This is a genomic window from Vibrio sp. STUT-A11, assembly GCF_026000435.1.
Taxonomy (GTDB): Bacteria; Pseudomonadota; Gammaproteobacteria; order Enterobacterales; family Vibrionaceae; genus Vibrio.
Genome location: NZ_AP026763.1, coordinates 2,201,840 through 2,223,018, shown reverse-complemented (window position 1 = coordinate 2,223,018; position 21,179 = coordinate 2,201,840). Strand labels below are relative to the sequence as shown.

Below are 21,179 nucleotides of genomic sequence, written 5' to 3'. Positions count from 1 at the left end.
GCAATATGTAGAGAGTGTCATTCAGCCGACACATAGGAGTTACCATGATTGACGTAGTTGATCTATCGCGGTTGCAGTTTGCACTGACTGCGATGTATCACTTCCTATTCGTACCATTGACCCTTGGTATGGCCTTCCTACTGGCCATTATGGAGTCGTTGTACGTAATGACAAACAAGCAAATCTACAAGGACATGACCAAGTTCTGGGGTAAGCTGTTTGGTATTAACTTTGCACTTGGTGTGGCAACTGGCCTTACCATGGAATTCCAGTTTGGTACGAACTGGTCCTATTACTCGCACTACGTGGGTGACATCTTCGGCGCACCACTAGCGATTGAAGCACTCGTCGCGTTCTTCCTGGAGTCAACTTTTGTTGGTCTATTCTTCTTCGGGTGGGATCGTCTATCTAAACGTCAACACTTAGCGGTAACTTGGTTGGTGGCTTTAGGTTCTAACTTCTCAGCACTATGGATTCTGATTGCGAACGGCTGGATGCAAAACCCAGTTGGTGCGGAATTCAACTTCGAAACCATGCGAATGGAAATGGTGAGCTTTGCTGAAGTTGTGTTTAACCCAGTCGCTCAGGTTAAGTTCGTTCACACGGTAGCTTCTGGTTACACCTGTGGCGCAATGTTTGTTCTAGGCATCAGTTCATACTACCTATTAAAAGGTCGTGACGTTGCATTCGCTCGTCGTTCATTTGCTATTGCCGCTTCATTCGGTATGGCAGCGATTCTATCTACCATCGTTCTTGGTGACGAATCAGGCTATGAGCTTGGTGAAGTCCAAAAAGTGAAGCTTGCTGCAGTCGAAGCTGAATGGCACACAGAGCCAGCACCAGCTGCGTTTACGCTGTTTGGTATTCCTAACCAAGAAGACATGCATACTGACTACGCAATTAAGATCCCTTACGTAATGGGTATTATTGCTACCCGTTCTATCGATAAGGAAGTAACGGGCTTACGTGACCTGCATGATCAACACTTAGAGCGTATCCGTACGGGTATGTATGCGTACGAGCTGCTAGAGAAGCTTCGTGCGGGTGATAAATCTGCAGAGAACATGGCAGCGTTCGATGAAGTGAAAGGTGACCTAGGTTACGGTCTACTGCTAAAACGCTACACAGAAAATGTTGTTGATGCGACAGAAGAACAGATTCAAGCTGCAGCAGATGACTCTATCCCAACCGTGTGGCCACTATTCTGGTCATTCCGTATCATGGTTGCGTGTGGCTTCATCATGTTATTCGTATTCGGCTTAGCGTTCATCCAAACGTGTCGTCAGAAAATCACTCAGAAGACATGGCTGCTTAAAGCTGCGCTATTCAGTATTCCACTTCCATGGATTGCTATCGAGGCGGGTTGGTTTGTCGCCGAGTTTGGTCGTCAACCATGGGCGGTGGGTGAGATTCTCCCTGTACATGTGGCTGCTTCAGCACTGACAGCCGGTGAAATCTGGACTTCACTATTCGCGATTCTGGCGCTCTACACTGCATTCCTGATTGCAGAAGTTTATCTAATGGTGAAATTCGCTCGTAAAGGTCCAAGCAGCCTGAAAACTGGCCGTTACCACTTCGAGCAAAATGCTGACTCTGTTGAAGACAAAGTTAGCCGCCAAGTAGAAGCGTAAGACAAGGAGACAACAATATGTTTGATTACGAAATCTTGCGATTCATCTGGTGGGTACTGATCGGTGTTCTACTAGTTGGTTTTGCAGTAACTGATGGATTCGATATGGGTGTAGGCGCGCTTGTACCTGTTATCGGTAAAAGCGACACACAACGTCGTGTCATGATTAACTCAATCGCTCCACACTGGGATGGTAACCAAGTTTGGCTTATCACTGCGGGTGGTGCATTGTTTGCGGCTTGGCCTCTAGTTTACGCAACATCGTTCTCTGGGTTCTACCTGGCAATGATCCTGACGCTTGCAGCGCTATGGCTACGTCCTCTTGGCCTGGACTACCGCTCGAAAATTGAAGATCCAAAATGGCGCAGAAACTGGGACATTTGTATCTCAATCAGTGGCTTTGTACCGCCAATTATCTTTGGTGTTGCGTTTGGTAACCTTCTACAAGGTGTTCCATTCCAATTGAGTGACTTCCTGATGCCAACGTATCACGGTTCATTCTTTGGTCTGCTAAACCCATTTGCGTTGCTGTGTGGCCTAGTAAGCTTGTTCATGATCCTGATGCAAGGTTCGAGCTGGCTACAGATGAAGACTACTGGTGAAGTTCATACTCGTGCGCGTAACGTCGCTCAGCTTACTGGTCTGCTAACCGTGGTAACGTTTGTTGTTGCTGGTTTCTGGGTTCAGAACATTGAAGGCTACGTCATTGTTGGCGGTATTGATACCAATGCAGCGTCTAACCCTCTGAACAAAGAGGTGATTCGCGAAGCAGGTGCGTGGATGAATAACTTTGAAAGCTACCCACTGCTATGGGCTGCGCCGGTATTAGGTGTTGCGATGCCGCTTCTTACTGTTCTGGCTTCTCGTCTTGAAAAGTGTGCGACGTCATTCATTACGTCAAGCCTTGGTGTTGCGGGTATTATCTTCACTGCTGGCTTTGCGATGTTCCCATTCATCATGCCGTCAGACCTAATGCCTGACCACAGCTTGACGATGTGGGATGCGACTTCATCTGAGCTAACGCTTAACCTAATGACAGCGGTTGCGTTTGTTATGGTGCCAATCATTCTGGGTTACACGTCTTGGACTTACTACAAGATGTTCGGCCGATTGGATGATAAATACATTGAAGACAACAAAAACTCACTTTACTAAGGAGCAATCACTATGTGGTATTTCGCATGGATTCTAGGTGTACTACTTGCTTGTGCATTCGGTATCATCAACGCTCTTTGGTTAGAGCACTCTGAAATGATGGATAAAGACAGTGAGTGATCTCGCTGATAAGGTAGCGAAGTTACATCAACCAACAGATAAGACTCTGCTGAGGGTCTTATCTCTCATCCTCGGCTTTATGCATGTTGGATTGGTAATGTGGGAGCCAGAGGCGTACAGCCAAGCGATTGGTGGGTTTAACGCCGTTATCGCTCCAGCACTGATTTGGGCAATATGTTCAAGCATGGTGTTTGGCATTGGCTTCAAGCCGAGAAGTTGGTATTGGCAAGTGTTGTTCAGCCCATACTTCTCACTGACTATCTTATTGTACTTAACTGCACTCTATTTCTCATAACTTGAAATAAGCTGAAATAAAGTCGGTTGTTTCATCATCGATTAAAAGCCAGGCACCTTGTCTGGCTTTTATTTTTTCTACAAAAATCAAAAATATTCCGCTCACTTGGTACCAATTCATATTGCTTAAGTTATAGTAACTACTTTAAAGAATTGACTCTATTGGTACTCTCTTGCAAGGCACATCTAATTCATTCCGCTGGCCGATCACCGTGTACTATGAAGACACAGATGCGGGTGGCGTTGTTTATCATTCAAATTACCTAAAATTCTTTGAGCGTGCCCGTACTGAAATGTTGCGCGCAAAAGGGATCTCTCAACAGGTGCTGCTGGAACAAAACATCGGTTTCGTTGTCCGACACATGGATATCGATTTCAAACAAGGGGCAAAGCTGGACGAACATTTGACAGTCTTGACCCGAGTGTCAGAAATAAAACGTGCGTCTTTACAATTCTGTCAAGAGTTGGTCAATGATCAAGGTCGCATATTGTGCAGTACCTTTGTTAAGGTAGCATGTATCGATAATAAGAAAATGAAACCAATAGCTATCCCAGCGTTTATTAATTCGGAGCTAACAAATAGTGACTGCTGATATTTCCATTCTAGATCTTTTTCTTCAGGCAAGTCTGTTGGTAAAACTCGTGATGCTGACATTACTTGGTATGTCGATTGCGTCATGGGCGATGATCATTAAGCGCAGCAAAGTGCTTTCCCACGCATCAAAAGATGCAGAATCATTTGAAGATAAATTTTGGTCAGGTACTGATCTTTCTCAGCTTTATCAAAAAGTGAAAGGTCGTAAAGACGAAATCATCGGCACAGAAGAGATCTTCTACGCCGGTTTTACAGAATTTGCCCGTCTGCGTAAGAGCAACGCGAACTCACCAGCTTACATTATGGAAGGCACCGGGCGTGCAATGCGCGTTGCCGTTGCTCGTGAAGTTGATGAGCTAGAAACCAGCTTACCTTTCCTTGCCACGGTAGGTTCCATCAGCCCGTACATTGGTCTGTTTGGTACAGTTTGGGGCATCATGCACGCGTTTATCGCATTGGGTGAAGTAAAACAAGCAACCCTTTCGATGGTGGCACCAGGTATCGCAGAAGCGTTAATCGCGACAGCAATGGGTCTGTTCGCTGCTATCCCAGCGGTAATGGCTTACAACCGACTAAGCAACAAAGTAAGTAAGCTTGAACACACTTACGCGACTTTCTCAGAAGAATTCCACAGCATCCTTCATCGCCAGGCGATGGCTGGCCGAGACAGCGCGGATAAGGAATAAAGCATGGCGGGTTACCAACCTAAAAAGCGCAAAATGACGGCAGAGATCAACGTTGTTCCTTATATCGACGTGATGCTGGTACTGTTGATCATTTTCATGGCCACCGCTCCATTCGTGACGCAAGGTGTTGATGTTGAGCTACCAAAGACCTCGAACGCGACACCAACTCAGGAGCTAGCAGGAGATACTGATAGCAGTTTTATCATTATCGAAATTGATCGCGATGGTAACTTGGGTTTAAGCGTCAACGATGAAGAAGTTCAACGTGGCTTATCACTGCAAGATGTGATTGTACGTGTTAAAGCTGAGCGTTCGCTTAAACCTGATTCACCTGTTGCGGTAGGTGGCGACGCAGCGACACCTTATGCAGATGTCGTCCTTTTACTTGATGAATTGAGTCGTGCTGGCATCCCTAAAGTAGGGCTTCTGACCGATATCGAGGAATAAACGTCAACCATTCATGAAAGAAAAAAAGAACCAGACGAAAGAGTACTCCAAGCCGATATTGATATCGGTGGGCTTGCACGCCCTGTTGGTAGTTGCATTGCTTTGGGGTACGGATCTAACCATGTCAAAACCTGAACCAACAGGACAGATGGTTCAGGCGGTTGTTATCGACCCTAAGCTTGTTCAACAGCAGGCGAATGAAATTCGTCAGCAACGTGAAAAAGCCGCGAAGAAAGAGCAAGAGCGCCTTGATAAATTAAGACGCGAAGCTGAGCAGCTGGAAAAAAATCGCAAAGCTGAAGAAGAGCAAATTCGTAAGCTGAAAGAGCAACAAGCTAAAGACGCTCAAGCCGCGCGTGAAGCGGAAGCCGATCGCAAGAAAAAAGAGCAGCAGCGCAAAGCCGAAGAGGAACGTGTTCGCAAAGAGCAACAGCGAGCTGCTAAGCTTGAACAAGAACGTAAAGCTAAAGAAGAGGCGGTACGTAAAGCGGAGCAGGAACGTGTAGCGAAAGAAGCGGCGATTGCGAAAGCGGAACAAGAACGTGTGGCGCGCGAGAAAGCAGCGAAAGAGGCTGAAGAAAAAGCCAAACGTGAACGTGAAGCCGCGCAAAAAGCTGAGCAAGACCGTATCGCTAAAGAAAAAGCGGCCAAAGAGGCGGCTGAGCGCGAACGTAAAGCTCGTGAAGCTGCTGAGAAAGCCGAGCGTGAACGTAAACAACAAGAAGCGGCACTGGATGACATTTTTGCTGGCTTGGAAGATGAAGCAAGCAAAAATAGTGCTGCTCGTAACCAATTTGTCGACAGTGAAATCGCGCGTATGTCATCAATATACAAACAGAGTATTCAGCAAAAGTTGATTAAGGATGACTATTTGCTGGGAAAGGAGTGTAGGGTAAACATCAAACTGATTCCAACAGGATCAGATATGATGGTTGCTGGTGTTACCGTACTTGGTGGCGATACGCGAGTTTGTGCGGCAGCAAAAAGAGCGATTGCACAAGTTGGGACGTTCCCTAAATCGTCAGAAGCTGCGGTCAATGAAAAACTGAAAGACATCAACTTAACGGTTGCTTTGGACTAAAAGGAACAGAGACGTGATTAAACGCCTTTTACTAGGAATGTTTGTACTGCTAAGCAGTATGACAAATGTAGCGAATGCTGCACTAGAGTTGGTTATTACCGACGGTATTGATTCTGCACGACCTATTGCTGTGGTTCCATTTAAATGGGAAGGTGCTACGGCGCTGCCAACAGATATTTCTGCGGTGATTGCCTCTGATTTACAACGCAGCGGAAAATTCAGCCCGGTACCTACCAATAAAATGCCACAGACGCCTTTTAATGAATCTGAGGTTAACTTTGATTCATGGACCAACCTGGGGGTTGATGCCTTACTGACAGGTTCAATTACTCAAAATGAGCAGGGCAACTACGTGGTTAACTACCAGCTCGTTGATGTTGTTCGTGGTCAGCTAACTGGTGGTCAGGGTAAAGCATTAGGCAGTGATGGCGAATTGGTGCTATCTAAAGACCATGTGTTGTTCAACAAAGTCGCGACCGTAGAAGCATCTCGTATGCGTGAATACGCGCACCGTATTTCCGATTTGGTTTATGAGCAGCTGACGGGTGACCGCGGCGCATTCATGACCCGAATCGCCTATGTGGTAGTGAGTGACACAGAACGTTTCCCATATCAACTGCGTGTTTCTGATTACGACGGTTATAACGAGCGCTTGGTACTTCGCTCTAAACAGCCCCTGATGTCACCGTCTTGGTCACCAGATGGCCAAAAGTTAGCGTATGTTAGCTTTCAAAATGGTCAGTCTGAAATTTATATCATGAACATCTACACTGGCGAACGTGAAAAGATCACCTCTTACCCACGTCATAACGGTGCACCTAAATTCTCGCCTGATGGCAGCAAACTTGCACTTGTTCTGTCGAAGACGGGGTCATTACAGGTCTACACATTCGACCTGAGATCTCGCCAGCTCACACAAATTACGCGTGGCAGATCAAATAATACAGAACCGTTCTGGCACCCAGATGGAAAATCGTTAGTTTTCACATCGGATAGGGGTGGAAAACCTCAGATTTATCAAGTAGATTTGGGCAGCGGTGATACAAATCGTTTAACTTGGCAAGGTAGTCAGAACCTGAGTGGTCAAATCACGCCAGACGGCCGATTCCTGGTAATGGTGAATCGCAGTGATTCAGGCTTTAACTTGGCAAAACAAGATTTAGAAACGGGCGCTCTTCAAGTCCTTACCAAGACCTTACTTGATGAGTCTCCAAGTATTGCTCCGAACGGTGGCATGGTTGTATATAGCTCCATGTACAATAAGAAAAACGTACTTTCGATGGTTTCCATTGATGGTCGATTTAAAGCGAGATTACCTGCGACAAATGGACGTGTAAGAGCGCCTGCGTGGTCACCGTTTTTGTAATAATAAGATAGATTAATAAAGGAAAATAAGATGCAACTTAACAAGGTTCTAAAAGGGCTAATGATCGCGCTTCCAGTTATGGCTATGACAGCGTGTAGCTCAAGTGACGACGCAGCTTCAAGCACTGGTGATGCAACTAACCAAAGCGGTGCTGTTGAAACAACAGTCGTATCGCCTATGGATCAAGCGGGTCAATTAACAGAGCAAGAGCTAAAAGAACAAGCACTACGCGAAACTCAAACTATCTACTTTGCATTCGATAACTCAACAATTGCTGGTGATTACGAAGAGATGCTAGCAGCTCACGCGGCTTACCTAAGCAAAAATCCATCTCTACGCGTAACTATTGAAGGTCACGCTGATGAGCGTGGTACTCCAGAGTACAACATCGCGCTAGGTGAGCGTCGTGCACAAGCAGTTGCAAACTACCTACAAGCGTTAGGTGTTCAGGCAGACCAAATTTCAATCGTTAGCTACGGTGAAGAGAAGCCACTTCTTCTGGGCCAGTCTGATGACGTTTACGCTAAAAACCGTCGTGCGGTTTTAGTATACTAATTCGAGGGAATCCTCATGTTGTTCAGTAACACTAAGCGCGCTGTTGCGCTTACGTTACTGGCAAGTGCAGCGAGCTTTGCGTTCGCTGCACCAGCTCCAGTATCTGATCTCAACAGCACATCTTCAAGTCGCTCATCCGAAACGGATGTTCAGCGATTAGAACGTCTACTGCAAAGTCGCAGCCGTCTTCAGTTCCAAATGCAAGAGCAAATTGACCAAATGTCACGAGAGATCAGTGACCTAAGAGGTCAGTTGGAACGAAACAACCATGAAATGAAGCAAATGCTTCAGAGGCAGAGAGAGCTTTTCGTTGAGCTTGATCGTATGCGTGGTGAGATGAAGTCAGCTCCCGTTTCTCAAGAAACGCAGCCAGCAGAAACAGGCGGTCAGTACACGCCGAATGCTGATGAGCAAACGGCTTACCAAGACGCGGTGGATCTTATCCTCAAAAAGCGTGATTACGCTGGCGCAATTGCCGCATTCCAGCAATTCCAGAAGGATTATCCTGACTCTACCTACTCAGCAAACTCACATTATTGGTTAGGCCAATTGTATTACGCTAAGAAGCAGGATAAAGAAGCCGCGAAAAGCTTTGTTGCAGTGGTTTCTTACAAAGATTCTAACAAGCGAGCTGATGCATTGGTGAAGCTAGGCGATATCGCTGAGCGTAACAACAATGCTGAGCAGGCGAAGAAGTTCTATCAGCAAGTGGTCGATGAGTACCCAAATAGTGCCTCAGCGAAAATTGCAGGCGCTAAGCTGTAACCACTATGTTTGATTATTTCTAAAAGGAGCTTCTGGCTCCTTTTTCTTTTATTGGCCCTACGTATTAAGTTAATAAGTGTTAATTGGAACAAAGATATACGGCTAGACCTCCAGAAATCCTCGCTATGGGTTGGTTTTTGAAAATTAACGAGGTTACAATACGCGGATTAAAGGAAGTTGCGTAGAGCAAGAGCAATGAGCCATATACTAGATAAAATCGACACTGTTTACCCATTCCCGCCAAAACCTGTTCCGTTGAGCGAAGACGAGAAAGCGTCTTACATTGAGCGCATTAAAAAGCTGCTCAAAGAAAAAGATGCCGTCCTTATCGCGCACTACTACACCGATCCTGAAATTCAGGCGTTGGCTGAAGAGACTGGCGGTTTTGTTGGTGACTCGCTAGAAATGGCGAAGTTCGGTAACCGTCACCCGGCAAGCACATTGATCATCGGTGGCGTTCGCTTTATGGGCGAATCGGCGAAGATTCTAACTCCAGAAAAGCGCATTCTAATGCCAACGTTAGAGGCGGAATGTTCTCTTGACCTTGGGTGTCCTGCGGATAAATTCAGTGAGTTCTGTGATGCTCACCCTGACCATACGGTCGTAGTTTACGCCAATACTTCTGCAGCGGTTAAAGCTCGTGCAGACTGGGTTGTCACGTCAAGTATTGCGCTTGAAATCGTTGAACACCTGGATGCAGAAGACAAACCAATCATCTGGGGTCCTGACCGTCACCTGGGTTCATACATTGCGAACAAAACTGGCGCAGACATGCTGCTATGGCAAGGCGAATGTGTGGTTCACGATGAATTCTCTGCCGACGCGCTACGCAAAATGAAGAGCGTTTATCCAGACGCTGCGATTCTTGTTCACCCAGAATCACCAGCAAGTGTGGTTGAATTGGCGGACGCTGTTGGCTCTACAAGTCAGCTTATCAAAGCCGCGAAAGAGCTGCCTCATAAGCAAATGATCGTGGCAACAGACAAAGGCATCTTCTTTAAGATGCAGCAACTTGTTCCTGAAAAAGAGTTGATCGAAGCCCCAACTGCTGGCGCTGGTGCAACATGTCGTAGCTGCGCTCATTGTCCTTGGATGGCGATGAACGGCTTGAAAGCGATTGAGCAAGCGCTTCGTGAAGGTGGTAAAGAGCATGAAATCTTTGTTGATGAAGCGCTTCGCGTGAAGTCTCTTATCCCACTCAACCGCATGTTAGATTTCGCAGAGCAGCTTAACATGCAGGTAAAGGGTAACGCGTAGTTTTTTCGCATTACCTTAAGATGAATCTCAAAAACCAGCCGAATATGGCTGGTTTTTTTGTGTCTTACAATCAATAGGTTACTATTGAAAGACGTAAAGCATCTAGGGACTGAATACTTATGGCAGTGTGGCTGGTCGTCAAAAAGTGGTTAAGTTCGCACGTTTTTAAGCTAAGCACCCGCAACCTTCTTTTTATTAGCCTGTTATATATCGCGCTTTCATGGGGGCTATTGGTTCTGGCGGGCGAGGCAGAACTCACGGAAAACTTTTCTAGCTTCATCTATTACCTGATGGTGACAGCGAGTACGGTCGGTTATGGTGACCATTCTCCGGTGACGGACTTAGGTAAGTGGGTTGTGGTCTTGTTTGTTATTCCAGGAGGGTTGAGCCTGTTTGCGGCGCTTTTGGGGCGTGTGGCAGGGGCTGCTGTGGAGTATTGGCGTGCGGGTATTATCGGTAAACGGAGAGTAAGAGTGGAAAACCATATCGTATTGTTGGGCTGGAATGGGTCAAGAACCATGCATTTGATCCGTATGTTACAGCATGAAGAAGCAGGAAAACGTCCCGTTGTACTGTGCAGTCGCTCGGATATTGAAAACCCGCTACCGGGTGAAATTCACTTTATCAAAGTAACCAGCTATACCGACTCGCAGGAGATGAAAAACGCCAACATCACTGAGGCGAGCTGTATTATTGTCGATAACTTATCAGATGATATCACTCTGTCCGCCGCACTGTATTGTGCCTCGGTGAACCCCAATGCACATTTGCTCGCCTATTTTAAAGACGAAGCACTGGGTCGTTTACTGAGCCAGCATTGTCCCAAAGCCGAGTGTATTCCAGCAGTTGGCGCTGAAATGTTAGCCAAGGCAGCGGTGGATCCTGGCTCCAGTGCGCTGCATCAGGAATTGCTTGCCTCAACTAGAGGCATGACACAATACTCCGTGATCTATCCTGACAATCAACCAACCACTAAGATTGACAACATCTTTGGATTTATTAAGCAGCATCACCATGCAACGCTTATTGCCATCGATCTGGGCGACGGTATTGAGCTAAACCCGGACCTAGATACTGACGTACCACCAAACAGCAAACTTTTTTATATCGCAGATGAACGTATTGAAGATTTTGCATGGAACCAAATGACCAAGGACAAATAATGCACATCATCGCAGACCTGTTAGCGGGCTTTCCTTATTTCTTACTCTATTTTTCAGTGTCGATTGTTTTCGTTTTGGCGTTCAAGTTCGTCTATATAAAACTGACCCCTTATGATGAATGGCAACTTATCAAAGAAGAGCAAAATACCGCGGCAGCGGTGGCGTTAAGTGGTGCTTTTCTTGGTTACTGTCTGGCAATTGCAGGCGCGGCGAAAAACTCAGTCAGCATCATTGATTTTATGGTTTGGGGCGTTGTCGCGTTATTAGCTCAGCTTATTGCGTTTGGTATTGTTCGTTTTATTCTGATGCCAAAAGTATCAGAGCGGATTGAAAACAACGAGGTACCCGCGGGTATCGTGCTTGCCGCAGTATCCGTTTCTGTGGGTGTACTTAATTCCGCCTGCATGACGTATTAGGAGGAACGATGAAACGCAGCTCTAACGTTAAACGTTCATCCATGGATAAGCGCTTTAAAATCAGCCGACTTATCCCGTTTGCGGCCTTTGGTGGTATATTCTACCTTGCGACACAGGAGTCAACGACCGAAGGTGCTATCTATCTTGATGCCGATGAGTGCAAGTCATCGGAACCTGGGTTCAGCGAGCAATGTGAGATTGCCTATCAGGAAGCGATGGCAAGAGCGGAGCAGAACGCGCCACGCTATACCACAGAGCATGAGTGTGAGAACGACTTCTACCAAGATGACTGCTATTACAGTTCTCGCTATCACTCCTATGTTCCCTTTGTCAGTGGTTTCTTTTTCAGTCGTGCTCTTAGCAACTTGAGCGGGTACAACAAGAGCTACTATTCCGAGCCAATGTATCGTTATAAGTCGAAATACTACAACGGAGCAGGGCAGTTCTATGGCTCGTATCGCAACCAACCGACACAAGTAGCGAGCAGCCGATTGAACAAAAGCGGCGGCGGTACAATTGGACGTGCTATGTCCCGAGGCGGCTTTGGCAAAGCGGTTTCCGGTAGTCGCGGCGGTTAACTGACACTATGTTTCGAAGAGAAATTCAAGAAAGAGAAAACTGGCGTGAACTAGCACGCCAGTTTGGTTTTGGCTTCCATTCCATGTACGACCAGCCTTACTGGGACGAGACCGCGTATTATCAGTTTACTCTGGCGCAGATCGAACAGGATCTTGAAGATCCCACTGAAGAGCTGCACCAGATGTGTCTTGAAATTGTTGACCAAGTGGTGCGCAGTGAACGATTGCTGACGCAATGTGCAATTCCTGAAGCCATGTGGTCTCAGGTCGCTTCCTCATGGAAACGCAATGAACCGTCCCTCTATTCACGAATGGATTTCGCCTACAACGGCTCAGGACCAGCCAAGTTGCTAGAAAACAATGCTGACACGCCGACATCCCTGTTCGAAACTGGATTTTGGCAGTGGGTGTGGTTAGAAGATGTGGTGAATAAAGGGCGTATTCACCAAAGCGCAGACCAATTTAATATACTGCAAGACTTCCTTATCGAGCGCTTCGCTGAGATTGCCAAGCTACAGCCGGGACAAACGCTGCACTTTAGCTGCTGCAAATATACCGAAGAAGACAAAGGCACCGTTCAATATCTTGAAGACTGCGCACGTGAGGCCGGGTTATCAACGGCTTTTGTCTACGTTGAAGATATTGGCGTGACGGAAGAGGGGATGTTTGTTGATGCGGACAACCGAGCGATTCGCTGGATGTTCAAACTCTACCCTTGGGAATTTATGTTTGAGGATGCATACAGCTCTTATCTCTCAACCTCGAATGTCAACTGGTTAGAACCGATGTGGAAGTCCATTCTTTCGAATAAAGCTTTGCTGCCATTACTTTGGCAACGCTTTCCTAATCACCCCAATTTACTGCCCGCCTATTTTGCCGCTGATCCCAAAGCGGCAAGCTTAAAAGACTATGTGATTAAACCGCTGTTTTCCCGTGAAGGGGCGAATATCGAGATCGTAAAAAATGGTCAGCGCGTGGTGAAAACGCCTGGACCTTATGAATCGAGCAAAAACATTGTTCAGCAATACCATCCTTTACCGAAATTTGGACACAGTCATACATTAATCGGCAGCTGGCTGGTCAACGACCGAGCGGCGGGTATCTCGATTCGTGAGGACAGCAATTTAGTCACTCAGGATATGGCGCGTTATATTCCCCACGTGATTTTGTAGCGTCGGGCTTTTTGTTCTGATGAGAATAGATGGACTCGCCAAGTGGAATATAAGGAGCCTTCCCAATCGAAAGGCTCCTTTATTATTAATGTGAATGAGTATGACTGTTTGCTTCGACAGCGAGTTCTATGTCTACTTTTCCTGCGTTTCTAAATTCAAGCGTCATCGGAAAACGCTCGCCTTGTTTGAATGATTGCTCGGGATTGAAGATCATCAAGTGATAGCCGCCTGGCTCAAACATCACACTTTTCATTGTGCCTACGCGGACATTATCGATTTTCTTCATTTTCATCACGCCATCACTCATGTCATGCTGATGAATCTCCACTCGCTCGGCGATAGGGGTATAAGCGCTAATCAAAAAATCATCTCTGGTGGACAGGTTCTTTAGCTGAAAGAAACCTGCAATTACGGTTGCATTGGGCGGTGCTTCCCGACTCCAGGGGTGGTCAATTCTAATGCTGTTTGTCGTATATTCATGGGCACTGGCTACGGTAGTGACCAGTGCTGCGAAACATAACATGAAGCGGCTAAGGTATTTTTTCATAATGATCTCTTTAGTATTTATTGAGTTAACCATGTCAGGCCGCCTTGATACACAAGCCAAAATGCAGCTTGTTCGGTCTGTAAAATGGATTCGTAGCTGCCTTGCAATCGCAACAGTTGATATGGGGCAAACTGCCAGTTAGCGATAGCACTGAATCGCTGTGGAGTATGGCCTGTTGCATTTAATACTGTTTCGATCTCTTCGCTTGTATTGGTGACGTCGTTATCGGTCAGAAGCCAGTCATAGCGAGCACCGAGCTCTAGATTGTTGTACTGCCAACTTAACTGCGTGGTAATACCATGTTGAAATGCATCTAGTTCTGTTGTGATCTGTTGCGAGTCGATTAGCTTAGAATCAATAGATTGGCCCATCCACTCCAGTTCCCAATTAAAGTCATGCCACTCTAGGCTGCCACCAATAGTGACTAACGTGGTATCCCCATCAAAAATCAGCGAGTCAGAAGCCTCAAGAGAGTGTGAGTGGCCGTCGGATTCTTGCTGACTTCGCTGTGTTGCTTCAAAGTAGGCGGCACTAGAGACGATTTTTAGTTGGTAATCATTACGAAGATGGAACCATTGATAATGAAGGCCATAAGCAGAAGGTGAAGCGGAACTGTCATCAAATTGCGCTGGGAAGTTATTTCCTCGTCCGACCCAGAAGGTGAGATCGTAACTGTTCTGAGCATAAGATATCTGCACACTGTCGTCGGTATATTGGCTACCCAAAAAGGCTTGCTGAGTCAATGACGTATCTAAAAAGCGCCAATCATGCTCATGTGTACTGTTATATAGACCAATTTGACTGAGTTGACGGCCGACACGTAACGTCCAATCCTGATGCAGATAAGGCTGAAGCCACAGCTCTTCTAGCTCGATGGATTCACCATGATGACTTCCGATTATCAGTTTTGTCGCCACAATGTTGTCTAAGCTGGCCAAAAAGCCGAGTTCACCATGCATAAACTGTAAGCCTTCTTCATAGTGGAAAGCACTATTGTCGGTTATCACGCCGGGAATCGCGTAGGAAGACTCTCTGTCCGTTTGGTAGTAACCAAACTGAGCAAAAATATTGGTCTGGAGATTCACTTTGTCTAGTAAGTTCGGTTCTGTCTTAGGTTCCGCGCTTAGAGGATTCACAAAAAACAATAAAGCGAGCAAGGTTAGTGAACGAATCATTGCGCATCCTCCTCAACAAATGGGTTGGCATAGCGGGGATTGGAGATGAATACTTCGTCACTTAACGCATTTAAAAACGCCAGCATGTCTTGTTTTTCCTCTTGGCTTAACGTGAAGCCTTTAACAAATTCACTTTTATTCGGGTTGTTGCGCCCGTCTCCCTGATTCTCGCCTGAGGTTATATTTCTCCCTCCATTGGCGTAGAAATCCAATACCTCACCAAGAGTCGCGATGCTTCCATCGTGCATATATGGTGCGGTGTACGCGACATTGCGCAGCGTTGGCGGTCGGAACTTACCTTTGTCTTTAGGATCTTGCGTTACGGTGAACAGGCCATTGTCCTCAGTGGGATAGCTCCCCTCCGAATCAATGTTGTATAACCCCGTGTTGAAGAACGGCCGAGAGACGAATACAGAATCATCGTGCAGCGTTGAATCACTAAAATTAAACCCGCTGTGGCAATGGAAACATTCCGTTTTCTCGTTGTTGAAGAGATCTTGCCCACGCATCGCAGCACTGCTCATCGTACCGCGATCAAAATCGGAATCTTTAGAAATCAATGCGCGAGTAAACACACCAAGTGCTTTGATGATGTTAGGGAAGGTCACCGTGTCCTGCTGGTCGGGAAACGCGGCATTAAACAAGTTTTGATACCTGACATCAGTCGCAAAGCGTTGCAGAATCTCGGTTCGATTTGAGTCGTTAATGCCCAGTTCGACAGGAAACTCTCCAAAGAGTGGAATCACCAACTGCTGTTCAATCTCTTTTAAAACTGGGTTCGCCCAAGTGTAAGACGCGTTATAGGCAACGTTGGTTAATGTTTGAGAATTTCTATGCAGCACTTCACCTGTTGAACCTGTTGGTAGTTTTACCCCATCGGAAAACGCTAGGGCTTGCTGGTGGCAGGACTCGCATGACATTGTCTGGTTACCAGAAAGCTTGGTGTCATAAAACAGATGCCTGCCAAGTTGAAACTTTTCCTCTGTTGCCGGGTTATCCGCTGGTTCTTTAGGTTGAGGAAGAGAGCCCGTTTGAAAGTCAAAACCAAACTCATTCACCGAGTTTGATGGTGTTGCGTTGTAACTCGATTCGCTGTCACAGCCTACGATCGCAAATATCGTGAGCGATGCCAGCAAACCGAACTTATGGTTTGCTGACATAGGGCTTACTCCACCGATACCCAGGATTGAGAACTACTGCAATCACCTGCAGTACATTTACCAGTTTCTAAATCAAGGCCGAGGTTGTCGAACACGCCTTGGCACTCTGGATCGACACTGGATGACATACAGCCCAGCGGAGTGTCAGCAGTGTTAAATGTGATATCACTGTTTGCCACAAGACGTTGGTAATCAAACACAATAACGTTAGTGGAAGGGTTGAAATTAGCAAACTGGTAGCGAGGTCGATTCGGTCGAGATGAATCGCAATCAATGGTTTCGGCTTCAGCGTCAATCACTTCACAACCCGTTGTTCCCAAGTGGATATTCCAGCCATCTACATCCATACGCAGGTGTTTGTGCCCATTTTGCCAGCTCCAGTTCATCCCCATCACATCAAGTGGAGAGATTGCATCATCTCCATCAATGCCAACGTGGTTTAACTCTGTAGGCACACCGAGCGTAAAGCGAATACCTGTGTAGTTGCCTTGTGGAACTTGCCCTGTGATTTGATGGTTCAGCGCTGGGTTACCATTTGCACAGCTATCGATACCGCTCTCAAAGTCCAGAAGCGCGACATTTTGGTATTGCCACTTACCATCTTGGATAAGATCAAGTGGGGTAGCAGTGCCATTATCATCAATCAACTCTATTTCAGAGATATACATGCGTACATCTTTAAATTCCGGGTGAGCATTCGTCACTCCGGCGATCGCAGAGTCCATTAGCTGACACTGGATATCTTGCTGGCCAACACGTGCCGCAAATTCGAGGGTAACATTTTCAATCGCAGGCTCAGCTTTTGCAGCCGAGCTTGAATTAGAACCGCCGTTACATGCGGTGAGTAAGCCAAAGCTAAGTGCAGTAATGAGAGCTTTTGGTGCTTGTGCTTTGTTGAACATGGACTTTCCTTTCTAATAATTTTCCTTGGACGTCGATGGTTATTCAGACGTACCAATGCCTCCCGCAGCTTTGTGGCAAAGGCGGGTATCGTTAATTGTTTTGGATAAATTAGGTGTGCGGCATGAGAGCCGGACTAGGCAAGGAAAGCCGTTGGTGGAGATTGCTTAGGCGCTAATGATAGGTAGATTTTGCGTTGGCAATGGATGTGCAAGTAGTTGACAAAGGGCGCTGTTACTCGGCACAGCCATAGAGCGATAGCAGCAATAACCATCGCAAGCACTGAGATTGAAAACTGGCATACGTCTAATAGCGGACAGCTGAACTTAAGAGGGTCATGGACGTCTGTGTTTGAAGGTGAACCCATGGTGTTATCTTCAATCAGATCTTTAATGTCCACCCACTTAAAGCCTTCTGCAGTGCAGAGTAGAATCTTTTCTCCCTGAGCTTCAGACAGCCAGTTTTTGTTATGAACTTGTGATGGGTTGAGAGCCATTGTCGCCAGCAAATATATCTGAAACAGCACAGCGGCAATGACGTAGATCGCCATTACTTTCTGTTTTATTTGCCGGTTTGTCGTTATCTGCATCACAACATTCAATTAACCAAAATGGGGCGCAGATACTAACAAAGAAACTAAGGGATTGTAATATTGTTTTTACAAAATAGTGACATGGACGAACGGGATGAATTATTTACCTAATTAAATGTCGATGCAGCGAGTGCTTTTTCGATAGTTGGGTAAGCGGAATACAAAAAAGCCGCTGATGGTCAGCGGCTTAATGAGAATGGATTATTGTTCTTCAGCTAGCGTCACACCGCGTTGCGTCAAACCGCAAAGCATGACTGGCATTGCATTGAAGATCTCTTCGAATTGCTCAAGCCCTTCCATACCTTGCTCTGCCAGCGTTTCAATGGTGGTTTCTGGATCGTAAAGCATCGTCAGAGAAAGCAGCACACCACCCAGTAGCGCGTTATCTTCGCTCTCTTCTGGCATCAGTGTTTCCCAGTCGTCGCGTGCTAACTGCCAACCTTGTAATACCCCTTCACAGAAATCGCGAGTGGTGGTGGTTACGATGTCTTGTTCATCCAGCGCACAGCCTTCAGGCCAACCCCAGGTTCCGTCAAGCAGTGCAGGTCGAGTTTCATTCCACATCTGTACAATTTCATCAATGTACAGTTCTAACTGTTCGCCATCACTAAAAGGCGCTGTCTCTTCGCCACCCCACAAGAATGGTAGCCACTCTTGAGGCATCAATACATTTGGTGCAGAGGCCATTGCTGTTACAAAGCCTTGAGTTTTCGCTAGGTTTAGTAGTTTTCCATCAAGTTCTGGAAGAGAAAGAATGTCTTGTAGTTTCAAAATAGAATACCATTTGTTCATGGGCTGGTTGGTTGCGGCCATCTTACCAATCAATGAATGATAAATCGATATCAGGGGTTATTTGTTTCGACCTATGGAAATTCGCTCATCACTGAGAAGAAAAAGTATCTTTGCACTGACGCTATACCTGTGTTTTTTTATCGCTACGGTTGGTTCGGTGGTGTACTTGGTGCTTGAGCCGCCAGTGCGTGAAAAATTAGAACAAAACCTTAACTTACGAACCCAGCTGTTAGCTTCTCAGATTAAAGAACCACTGCTTACTTCAACCAGCGTCCTTAACAGCCTCGTAGGGTTAGCTCAGAGCCAAAAACAAACCGATTCTTTCAGTACCACTATTCCTCAGATATTGCGTTTGAGTGGTGACATGATTGTCAGTGGTGGTCTGTGGCCAAAGCCTGAGCAACATGCCAACCAGAGTAAATATACCAGCCTGTTTTTCAACAAGAATCAGGAAGGGAGTATTGACCAAATTCATTCGTACAATAACCCTGAATCGGAAGGATATGATAAGGAAGCCTGGTACGTCGTTGCTGCCAATGCACCATCAGGTTCCATTCTTTGGTCTTCGGTTTACATTGATACTTTTACCCATGTTCAAATGATCACCGCTTCCGCCCCTTATTATAGAGACGGTGAGTTCGCCGGAGTCGCAACGGTGGATCTTGCTTTAGAGGCTTTGTTCCAGTTTATTAGAGAGCACACCAATCAATATTCGTTGGGCGTTATCATTCGCGATGCTGAATCTAACGCGATTATCGAACACAATTTTCAGTTGCGAGATGGGGTGTATATTAGTGAGCTTCACTTCGGCGAGTTTAACTGGCGAATGGAAGTGGTGAATGCGAAAGAGCGCGTTGCCGATCAGGTTTTTGCTCAGGTGATGAGTGTCGAGAGCGGTATCATTCCGTTTTTGCTGCTGTGTGTACTGGTTGGTTATTACTTACTTAACCGCTATATCGTTGAGCCTATTGTCAGGATAGCTGCAAAGATTGATGACTCAAAAACAGGTGGGATTATCAATATTGATTACGACAGTGAAGACGAGATAGGACACCTCATCAATAAGTTTAATGAAAAGACTATTTACTTGGAACATGAAAAGGTAAAAGCTCAGGCATCAACCAATGCAAAAACAGCCTTTTTGGCGACCTTGTCTCATGAAATTCGTACACCAATGAACGGTGTTTTGGGTTCCGCCCAAATATTGCTGAAAACTAAACTAACCGATGAGCAAAGAAAGCAGTTAAGCACGCTATATGAATCAGGCGATCACATGATGACACTGCTTAACGAGATTCTAGATTACTCAAAAATCGAGCAGGGTCATGTCGAGTTCTCTAATTCACCATTTCCGGTTGAATCGATCATTGGCAGTATCAAAAGTGTGTATCACACCTTGTGCGAAGAGAAGGGCTTACAGCTACGTGTCGTTTCACAGATACCATCCGGGCGGTGGTATAACAACGACAAAGCAAGATTACGCCAAATCTTATTCAACTTGTTAAACAATGCGATCAAGTTTACCGACCAGGGTGAAGTAGAGGTCAGACTAAGCGAGCATATTACTCAAAGTGCAACCAAACTGAGTATTGCGATTAAAGATACTGGCATCGGGATTCCTAAAGAGGCTCAGAAACGGATCTTCCGCCCATTTGAGCAAGCAGAATCTTCAACAACCAGACGCTTTGGCGGGACAGGGCTAGGATTGGCGATTGTGAAAGAGATCGCTGAACACATGGGCGGTTGTATTTTGGTTGAAAGTAGGGAAAACGTTGGTACCACGTTCACCGTAGAGCTTGAGTTGACGCCCTGCGAGCCAGACAAAACGGGATCGGCTCTTAAACACAAACTGGACTGCACTGGTTTACAGGCGTTAATCGCAGAAGATAACACCACTAATGCCATGATCATGGAAACGTTTTTGTGCGCCAAGGGGTTTGAATGTACAAGAGTTGAAAATGGTCAGTTAGCCGTAGAGCAAGTTAGAAAGCAGCAGTTTGACTTAATAATGATGGACAACCATATGCCTGTATTAGATGGTATTGGTGCGGTATCTGCCATCAGAGCAATGGATTCACAAACAAAGTCAGTTCTCATCTTTGGCTGTACAGCAGATGTCTTTAAAGAGACACAACAACTGATGACGGAAGCTGGGGTGAACCATATCATTGCCAAGCCAGTGGTCGTATCGGAACTCGAAGACGCGCTATACCGCCATGCAGACTTACTCTATCAGTATCAAGACCCGAAGAGCCAAAAGGCTAACTATCCTCACCAAGTAAACACGGACACATTGCTACTTAGCTTCTATATTTCTCTTGATAATGGCGACCTTCATCAAGCACTGGACGTATTTTCAGCCATCATTAAGCACATTACACCGCATTCTAATGAAGAACTTGCCCAAATCACTGCACGTATCGAAAGTAATTTGAAACGTCAGGTGGCCCCTGAGCCTGCGGATATCGATGCGCTAACTGTCATGCTTGCCTCTCCCTAACCTACTTCACTTTCCTGCACGTTGGTCATTGTTGCTTATCGGCCGACTAACTAAAAATTTGGGAAGTTCTGAATTGTCCCATACAGGTAGCATAAGCAATTTATTTTTTGCTGCTGGTGCCAGATTTTGTTCTGCAAAATTACCTTTTATCCACTTCTAACTCCCTTAAATACCGAGAATTTTTGGTTTTTTACGCCATTTTGGATCATAAAAGTGCAGTTTTTGTCCAAATA

23 protein-coding genes are annotated in these 21,179 nt (G+C 46.0%); 17 read left to right on the top strand and 6 right to left on the bottom strand.

Features of this window, described 5'->3' with window-relative positions; translation table 11 throughout:
• Positions 1 to 44: 44 nt before the first annotated feature.
• From cydA to OO774_RS10380, 16 genes are all read left to right on the top strand, one after another.
• Positions 45 to 1,631, top strand: a complete 1,587-nt coding sequence (gene cydA, locus OO774_RS10455; protein ID WP_264902218.1) for a cytochrome ubiquinol oxidase subunit I — start codon at positions 45 to 47, stop codon at positions 1,629 to 1,631.
• A gap of 17 nt (positions 1,632 to 1,648) precedes the next feature.
• Complete coding sequence (gene cydB / locus OO774_RS10450; protein WP_264902217.1) at positions 1,649 to 2,785, top strand: cytochrome d ubiquinol oxidase subunit II; 1,137 nt, start codon at positions 1,649 to 1,651, stop codon at positions 2,783 to 2,785.
• Between the two features lie 12 nt (positions 2,786 to 2,797).
• Positions 2,798 to 2,905: a cytochrome bd-I oxidase subunit CydX gene (gene cydX / locus OO774_RS10445; protein WP_000270284.1), complete on the top strand. Its 108-nt coding sequence runs from the start codon at positions 2,798 to 2,800 to the stop codon at positions 2,903 to 2,905.
• Positions 2,898 to 3,200 (top strand): cyd operon protein YbgE, encoded by a 303-nt coding sequence (gene ybgE, locus OO774_RS10440; RefSeq protein WP_264902216.1) that lies wholly within the window; start codon positions 2,898 to 2,900, stop codon positions 3,198 to 3,200. The genes cydX and ybgE overlap by 8 nt, the downstream gene beginning before the upstream one ends.
• A 172-nt stretch (positions 3,201 to 3,372) precedes the next feature.
• A complete protein-coding gene (gene ybgC, locus OO774_RS10435; protein ID WP_264902215.1) occupies positions 3,373 to 3,792 on the top strand; it encodes a tol-pal system-associated acyl-CoA thioesterase in 420 nt (139 codons plus the stop codon).
• Positions 3,782 to 4,480: a protein TolQ gene (tolQ, locus tag OO774_RS10430; RefSeq protein WP_264902213.1), complete on the top strand. Its 699-nt coding sequence runs from the start codon at positions 3,782 to 3,784 to the stop codon at positions 4,478 to 4,480. Before ybgC ends, tolQ begins: the two co-directional genes overlap by 11 nt.
• A gap of 3 nt (positions 4,481 to 4,483) precedes the next feature.
• Complete coding sequence (locus OO774_RS10425) at positions 4,484 to 4,927, top strand: ExbD/TolR family protein (RefSeq protein WP_264902211.1); 444 nt, start codon at positions 4,484 to 4,486, stop codon at positions 4,925 to 4,927.
• Positions 4,928 to 4,940: 13 nt separating this feature from the next.
• Positions 4,941 to 6,008 (top strand): cell envelope integrity protein TolA, encoded by a 1,068-nt coding sequence (tolA, locus tag OO774_RS10420; RefSeq protein WP_264902209.1) that lies wholly within the window; start codon positions 4,941 to 4,943, stop codon positions 6,006 to 6,008.
• 13 nt (positions 6,009 to 6,021) lie between these two features.
• Entirely contained in the window at positions 6,022 to 7,374 is a 1,353-nt protein-coding gene (tolB, locus tag OO774_RS10415; RefSeq protein ID WP_264902207.1) for a Tol-Pal system beta propeller repeat protein TolB, read from the top strand.
• A 30-nt stretch (positions 7,375 to 7,404) separates the two neighbouring features.
• Positions 7,405 to 7,929 carry a peptidoglycan-associated lipoprotein Pal gene (gene pal, locus OO774_RS10410; RefSeq protein ID WP_264902205.1) on the top strand — a complete coding sequence of 175 codons (525 nt, stop codon included), beginning with the start codon at positions 7,405 to 7,407 and terminating at the stop codon, positions 7,927 to 7,929.
• 18 nt (positions 7,930 to 7,947) lie between these two features.
• On the top strand, positions 7,948 to 8,694 hold the full coding sequence (gene ybgF / locus OO774_RS10405) for a tol-pal system protein YbgF (RefSeq protein WP_264906103.1): 747 nt from the start codon (positions 7,948 to 7,950) through the stop codon (positions 8,692 to 8,694).
• A gap of 195 nt (positions 8,695 to 8,889) precedes the next feature.
• Positions 8,890 to 9,951, top strand: coding sequence for a quinolinate synthase NadA (gene nadA, locus OO774_RS10400; protein WP_264902204.1), 1,062 nt, complete (start codon positions 8,890 to 8,892; stop codon positions 9,949 to 9,951).
• A 119-nt stretch (positions 9,952 to 10,070) separates the two neighbouring features.
• Positions 10,071 to 11,114, top strand: coding sequence for an ion channel (locus OO774_RS10395; protein WP_264902202.1), 1,044 nt, complete (start codon positions 10,071 to 10,073; stop codon positions 11,112 to 11,114).
• Positions 11,114 to 11,530 (top strand): DUF350 domain-containing protein, encoded by a 417-nt coding sequence (locus tag OO774_RS10390; RefSeq protein WP_264906102.1) that lies wholly within the window; start codon positions 11,114 to 11,116, stop codon positions 11,528 to 11,530. Before OO774_RS10395 ends, OO774_RS10390 begins: the two co-directional genes overlap by 1 nt.
• Positions 11,531 to 11,538: 8 nt before the next feature.
• Positions 11,539 to 12,108, top strand: a complete 570-nt coding sequence (locus tag OO774_RS10385) for a DUF1190 domain-containing protein (protein ID WP_264902200.1) — start codon at positions 11,539 to 11,541, stop codon at positions 12,106 to 12,108.
• 8 nt (positions 12,109 to 12,116) lie between these two features.
• Positions 12,117 to 13,280 (top strand): glutathionylspermidine synthase family protein, encoded by a 1,164-nt coding sequence (locus tag OO774_RS10380; protein WP_264902199.1) that lies wholly within the window; start codon positions 12,117 to 12,119, stop codon positions 13,278 to 13,280.
• A gap of 85 nt (positions 13,281 to 13,365) precedes the next feature.
• Here OO774_RS10380 and OO774_RS10375 read toward each other — a convergent pair whose 3' ends face one another.
• From OO774_RS10375 to OO774_RS10350, 6 genes are all read right to left on the bottom strand, one after another.
• The gene (locus OO774_RS10375; RefSeq protein WP_264902197.1) at positions 13,366 to 13,827 is read right to left on the bottom strand and encodes a copper chaperone PCu(A)C; all 462 of its coding nucleotides are present in this window, start codon (positions 13,825 to 13,827) and stop codon (positions 13,366 to 13,368) included.
• 17 nt (positions 13,828 to 13,844) lie between these two features.
• On the bottom strand, positions 13,845 to 15,002 hold the full coding sequence (locus OO774_RS10370; protein ID WP_264902195.1) for a hypothetical protein: 1,158 nt from the start codon (positions 15,000 to 15,002) through the stop codon (positions 13,845 to 13,847).
• The gene (locus OO774_RS10365; RefSeq protein WP_264902193.1) at positions 14,999 to 16,162 is read right to left on the bottom strand and encodes a methanobactin export MATE transporter MbnM; all 1,164 of its coding nucleotides are present in this window, start codon (positions 16,160 to 16,162) and stop codon (positions 14,999 to 15,001) included. Before OO774_RS10365 ends, OO774_RS10370 begins: the two co-directional genes overlap by 4 nt.
• Positions 16,163 to 16,167: 5 nt before the next feature.
• Positions 16,168 to 17,064 carry an MbnP family copper-binding protein gene (locus OO774_RS10360; RefSeq protein WP_264902191.1) on the bottom strand — a complete coding sequence of 299 codons (897 nt, stop codon included), beginning with the start codon at positions 17,062 to 17,064 and terminating at the stop codon, positions 16,168 to 16,170.
• Between the two features lie 134 nt (positions 17,065 to 17,198).
• The gene (locus OO774_RS10355) at positions 17,199 to 17,612 is read right to left on the bottom strand and encodes a hypothetical protein (RefSeq protein ID WP_264906101.1); all 414 of its coding nucleotides are present in this window, start codon (positions 17,610 to 17,612) and stop codon (positions 17,199 to 17,201) included.
• 243 nt (positions 17,613 to 17,855) lie between these two features.
• Positions 17,856 to 18,467 (bottom strand): YecA family protein, encoded by a 612-nt coding sequence (locus OO774_RS10350; protein WP_264902190.1) that lies wholly within the window; start codon positions 18,465 to 18,467, stop codon positions 17,856 to 17,858.
• A 52-nt stretch (positions 18,468 to 18,519) separates the two neighbouring features.
• On the opposite strand from OO774_RS10350, the gene OO774_RS10345 reads away from it, so the two are divergent.
• Entirely contained in the window at positions 18,520 to 20,946 is a 2,427-nt protein-coding gene (locus OO774_RS10345; protein WP_264902188.1) for a hybrid sensor histidine kinase/response regulator, read from the top strand.
• Positions 20,947 to 21,179: the final 233 nt, after the last annotated feature.